Here is a 5,209-nt window from a genome sequence, read left to right as displayed (position 1 = left end):
CGCTTGCCCTTGTCCTGGATCGAGACGTTCAGGTAGCGCTCGCGCAGCTCCGCGATCTTCTCGACCGCCGTCTTGGCGACAAGATCAGCCAGGACTTCGCCAACCAGGCCGGCCAGTACGACGTCGCCACCCTGTCCAACTACGAGATACCGATCTACGCCCGCAACGGCTGGCTGCACCAGATGAACGGCTACGTCGCCAAGGACCCCGCTTACGACGAGCAGGACGTCCTGAAGCCGATGCGCCAGTCCCTCACCGCGGACGACGGCAAGCTCTACGGCCAGCCCTTCTACGGTGAGTCGTCGTTCCTGATGTACCGCAAGGACGTGTTCGACGAGAAGGGCCTGACGATGCCCGCCCACCCCACCTGGCAGCAGGTGGCGGACCTCGCGGCGAAGGCCGACGGCGCCGAGCCCGGCATGAAGGGCATCTGCCTGCGCGGCCTGCCCGGCTGGGGCGAGGTGATGGCCCCGCTCACCACGGTCGTCAACACCTTCGGCGGCACCTGGTTCGACAAGGACTGGAAGGCGCGGCTCGACTCCCCCGCCTTCGAAAAGGCGACGAAGTTCTATGTGGATCTGGTGCGCGAGCACGGCGAGTCCGGCGCCGCCCAGGCCGGCTTCGCCGAGTGCCTCAACAACATGACCCAGGGCAAGGTCGCCATGTGGTACGACGCCACCTCCGCGGCCGGGTCCCTGGAGGCGGCGAACTCCCCGGTGAAGGGCAAGGTGGGCTACACCCCCGCTCCCGTCGAGAAGACCGAGTCCTCCGGCTGGCTCTACACCTGGGCCTGGGGCATCCAGCAGGCCTCCCGCAACCCGGACGACGCCTGGAAGTTCGTCTCCTGGGCGTCCGGCAAGGGCTACGAGGAACTGGTCGGCGACCAGATCGGCTGGTCGAACGTCCCGGCCGGCAAGCGGGCGTCGACCTACGCCAACGCCGACTACCGCAAAGAGGCCGGGGCCTTCCAGGAGATGACCAAGGAGGCCATCGAGCAGGCCCGTCCGACCGATCCCGGCGTGCAGCCGCGGCCCGCGCCCGGCATCCAGTTCGTCGGCATCCCCGAGTTCACCGACCTCGGCACCAAGGTCTCCCAGGAGATCAGCGCGGCCATCGCCGGACGTCAGTCCGTCGAATCGGCCCTGAAGAAGTCCCAGGCGCTCGCCGAGAAGATCTCCGAGGAGTACGAGGGACGATGACCGCCACGACAACGGCCCCCCTGGCCACGCCCGACACGCGCACCCCGGTCCGCCGCCCCTCCGCCCGGCTGCGCGCCTGGGCCACCCGGGCCCCGCTGCTGCCCGCCCTGATCTTCATGATCGTCGTCACCCAGCTGCCCTTCGTGGCCACGCTGGTGATCTCCTTCTTCGACTGGAACTCCCTCTATCCCGACGCCCGGCACTTCACCGGCGTCGACAACTACCAGGAGGTCCTCACCGACCCGGACCTGCGCCACTCGGTGTGGACGACCGTGCTGCTGACGGTGGCGGTGGTGCTGGCCAGCCTGGTCCTGGGACTTGTGCTCGCCCTGCTGCTGGACCGGAGGTTCCGGGGCCGGGGCATCGTCCGCACCCTGCTGATCGCGCCGTTCCTGGTGGTGCCGGTCGCAGCGGCCCTGCTCTGGAAGCATGTGCTCTACAACCCTGAATACGGCCTCTTCAACGGGCTGTTGCACTATGTGGGCGGCCCACAGCCCGACTGGATCTCGAACACCCCGCTGCTCGCGGTCGAGGCGTCCCTCGTCTGGCAGTGGACGCCGTTCATGATGCTGATCCTGCTCGCCGGGCTGCAGAGCCGCGACCACGAGCAGATCGAGGCGGCCCGGGTCGACGGCGCGAGCGACTGGCAGATCTTCGTCCATCTGATCCTGCCGCACCTGCGCCGCTACCTCGAACTGGGCGCGCTGCTGGGCTCGATCTACATCGTCCAGAACTTCGACGCGGTCTTCACGATCACGTCCGGGGGTCTCGGCACCGCCAACCTCCCCTACACCGTCTACCAGAGCTTCTACCAGGCCCACGAGAACGGCCTCGCCTCGGCCGCGGGCGTCCTGGTGGTCATCGGCTCGATCGTCATCGCGACCTTCGCCCTGCGCGTGGTGTCGTCCCTGTTCCGCGAGGAGGTGTCCCGCGCATGAGCACGACCGCACTGCGTGCCCGCCGTGTCCGTGGCAAGGGTGCGGGCCTGGGCCTGCTGGCCTGGCTGCTCGGCATCGCGTTCTTCCTGCCCATCGCGTGGATGGCACTGACGTCCCTCCACTCGGAGACGGACGCGGCGACCAACCCTCCGTCCTTCGCGGCCTCGCTCACGCTGGACGGCTACCGCGAGTTCTTCGGCGCGGGCGGCGGCGCGAGCCCCTGGCCGGCCCTGATCAACTCGACGGTCGCCTCGCTGGCGTCGACCCTGCTGGTCCTGCTGCTGGCCTTCCCGGCGGCGTACGCGCTGTCGATCAACCGCGTCCGCAAGTGGACGGACGTGCTGTTCTTCTTCCTCTCCACGAAGATGCTGCCGGCCGTGGCGGGCCTGCTGCCGATCTACCTGTTCGCCAAGAACGCCGGGATGCTCGACAACATCTGGCTGTTGGTCATCCTCTACACCTCCATGAACCTGCCGATCGCGGTGTGGATGATGCAGTCCTTCCTCGCCGAGATCCCGGTCGCGGTGATCGAGGCGGCCAAGGTGGACGGGGCCCGGCTGCCCACGATCCTCGCGCGCGTGGTCGCCCCGATCTCCCTCCCCGGTATCGCCGCCACCGCCCTGATCTGCTTCATCTTCAGCTGGAACGAGCTGCTGTTCGCCCGGGTGCTCACGGGTGTGGTCGCCGAGACCGCCCCCGTCTTCCTGACCGGCTTCATCACCAGCCAGGGCCTGTTCCTGGCGAAGGTGTGCGCCGCGTCGCTCGTCATCTCCCTGCCGGTGCTCGCCGCGGGGTTCGCCGCCCAGGACAAGCTGGTCCAGGGCCTGTCGTTGGGAGCCGTGAAATGAAGGCCGCCGTCATCGAGTCCGTGGGCAAGGCCGTCGTCGCCGAGGTCCCCGACCCGACGCCCGGCCCGCGCGAGGTCGTGGTCGAGGTCGCGGCCTGCGGCCTGTGCGGAACCGATCTCCACATCCTCCAGGGCGAGTTCGCCCCGAAGCTGCCGATCGTGCCCGGACACGAGTTCGCCGGCGAGGTCGTCGGGGTCGGCACCCGGGTCACGGAGGTGGCGGTGGGCGACCGGGTCGCCGTCGACCCGTCCCTGTACTGCTACGAGTGCCGCTACTGCCGTACGGGCCACAACAACCTCTGCGAACGCTGGGCGGCGATCGGCGTGACGACGGCCGGAGGCGCGGCACAGTACGCCGTCGCCCCGGTGGCGAACTGCGTCAAGCTTCCCGAGCACGTCCGCACCGAGGACGCGGCACTCGTGGAGCCGCTGTCCTGCGCGGTCCGCGGCTACGACGTGCTCCAGTCCCGGCTCGGCGCGCACGTCCTGATCTACGGCTCCGGCACCATGGGCCTGATGATGCTGGAGCTGGCCAAGCGCACCGGCGCGGCGAGTGTGGACGTCGTCGACGTGAACCCGGCCCGCTTGGAGACCGCCCGCGGCCTCGGCGTCTCGGCGTCGGCGGCGAACCCCGACGAACTGGACCGTCCGCAGGGCTGGGACCTGGTCGTCGACGCCACGGGCAACGCGGCGGCGATTCAGGACGGCCTGGACCGGGTGGCGAAGGCGGGCACGTTCCTGCAGTTCGGTGTGGCCGACTACGCGACGCGCGTCACGATCGACCCGTACCGCATCTACAACCAGGAGATCACCATCACCGGCTCGATGGCGGTGCTGCACAGCTTCGAGCGTGCGGCGGAGCTGTTCGCGAACGGCGTCCTCGACCCGGAGGTCTTCATCAGCGACCGCATCCCGCTGGAGAGGTACCCCCAGGCGCTGGAGCAGTTCGCGGCGGGCGTCGGCCGCAAGATCGTGGTCGTGCCGTAGGGAAGGGACCAGCACGGGCGGGGGCGGGCGAAATTCGCTGGGCGCCTGCTTCCCGCCTCGTACCCTCACGGCATGCCGAGACCTCACGGATTCACCTACGAACAGCACGCGGGCGGCACCGTCCGCATCAGCCACCACGGCCGGCCCGCCACCACCCTGAACGGCTACGCGCCGCGCAGTTCCTCGCTGAGGCCGAGGCCTCCGACCCCCAACTCGTCATGGCCCGCTGGACCGGCGACCACAAGCGCGGCAACGAGCGCACGACCCGCGATCACCCCCGCAATCGCCGGTGATCCGGTTGGCCCCAAGTTGACGTGCTCCCTGGTCCAGCGTCCGGGGATTCCGGCCTGGGCCGTCCGGCCTTCCGGAGGCTTCCTGCTTCAACGCGCTGTGCCGGCACGTGTGCCCGTCTTACCGGCGCTCCACATGCGTTTCCAGTCTCCGCCCGTCCGGCGGCGACGATACGTCGCTCTCGCCGGCGCGCGGCACTGAGAGGCGTCCGGGTAGGCCCGGTAGTTGGAGTGGAGCTGCATGAGGTTCACCATATGGATGCTTCGTGACCAGCCGTGGCAAAAGATCATATATCACCGGAAATATATCCGAGGCGACCGGGCATGTTCGAGGACTTCCAGAGGGGACACCGCGGCTTTTCGTAAGAGCCTCGGTAAGGGAACGGCAAAACCGCTTCGCTCGTTCACCCGGCATGACAGCTATGACCCCCGGCTCGAACATCCCCCTGTCCGCCGCCCGCGTGACGGTGGACGTCGCCGCTCCGGTGCGGCTCGACGTATCGGGCCTGCTGCTCACCGCCGACGGCAAGGTGCGCTCCGACGACGACTTCATCTTCTACAACCAGCCGTCGGGCCCGGGCGTGACGTACCGCTCGGGCGGCGGCGGTGCGCCCGACGCGATCGTGGTCGACACGACCGCCCTCCCCCCTGGCATCGAGAAGATCGTCGTCACGGCGAGCCCGGACGCCGCGGGCCAGTCCTTCCAGGGCATCGAGCCGACGGCCACCATCCGCAACGCGGACGACGCCTCCGTCCTGGCCACCTTCACGCCGCCGCAGCTCGGCAGTGAGACGGCCCTGGTCATCGTGGAGGTCTACCAGCGGGGCGGGCAGTGGAAGGCCCGCGCCGTCGGCCAGGGATACGCCAACGGCCTGGCGGGCATCGCCACGGACTTCGGGGTCACGGTGGAGGAACCGGCCGCCGCCGCCCCGCCTCAGCCGATGACCC

The 5,209-nt window shown here is 69.2% G+C and carries 5 protein-coding genes and 1 pseudogene; all 6 read left to right on the top strand.

Annotated features, from left to right (window positions below):
- The coding region (locus ABZ281_RS36675) for a sugar ABC transporter substrate-binding protein (protein WP_356662374.1) at positions 1–1,199 on the top strand (1,199 nt) is incomplete at its 5' end.
- The gene (locus ABZ281_RS36670) at positions 1,196–2,137 is read left to right on the top strand and encodes a sugar ABC transporter permease (RefSeq protein ID WP_356662373.1); all 942 of its coding nucleotides are present in this window, start codon (positions 1,196–1,198) and stop codon (positions 2,135–2,137) included. The genes ABZ281_RS36675 and ABZ281_RS36670, both read left to right, overlap by 4 nt.
- A complete protein-coding gene (locus tag ABZ281_RS36665) occupies positions 2,134–2,985 on the top strand; it encodes a carbohydrate ABC transporter permease (RefSeq protein ID WP_356662372.1) in 852 nt (283 codons plus the stop codon). The genes ABZ281_RS36670 and ABZ281_RS36665 overlap by 4 nt, the downstream gene beginning before the upstream one ends.
- A complete protein-coding gene (locus ABZ281_RS36660; RefSeq protein ID WP_356662371.1) occupies positions 2,982–3,971 on the top strand; it encodes a zinc-dependent alcohol dehydrogenase family protein in 990 nt (329 codons plus the stop codon). The genes ABZ281_RS36665 and ABZ281_RS36660 overlap by 4 nt, the downstream gene beginning before the upstream one ends.
- Positions 3,972–4,043: 72 nt before the next feature.
- Positions 4,044–4,264: pseudogene (locus ABZ281_RS36655) on the top strand (hypothetical protein).
- A gap of 410 nt (positions 4,265–4,674) precedes the next feature.
- On the top strand, positions 4,675–5,209 hold a 535-nt coding region (locus ABZ281_RS36650; RefSeq protein WP_356662370.1), incomplete at its 3' end, for a TerD family protein.

Source organism: Streptomyces sp. NPDC006265 (assembly GCF_040613555.1).
GTDB lineage: Bacteria > Actinomycetota > Actinomycetes > Streptomycetales > Streptomycetaceae > Streptomyces.
This window is presented reverse-complemented; position numbering and strand designations above follow the sequence as displayed.

Bases quoted from the DNA above. Each gene is read 5' to 3' on its own strand.
- ABZ281_RS36670 (WP_356662373.1), top strand. From the start codon at position 1,196: ATGACCGCCACGACAACGGCCCCCCTGGCCACGCCCGACACGCGCACC.
- ABZ281_RS36665 (WP_356662372.1), top strand. From the start codon at position 2,134: ATGAGCACGACCGCACTGCGTGCCCGCCGTGTCCGTGGCAAGGGTGCG.
- ABZ281_RS36660 (WP_356662371.1), top strand. From the start codon at position 2,982: ATGAAGGCCGCCGTCATCGAGTCCGTGGGCAAGGCCGTCGTCGCCGAG.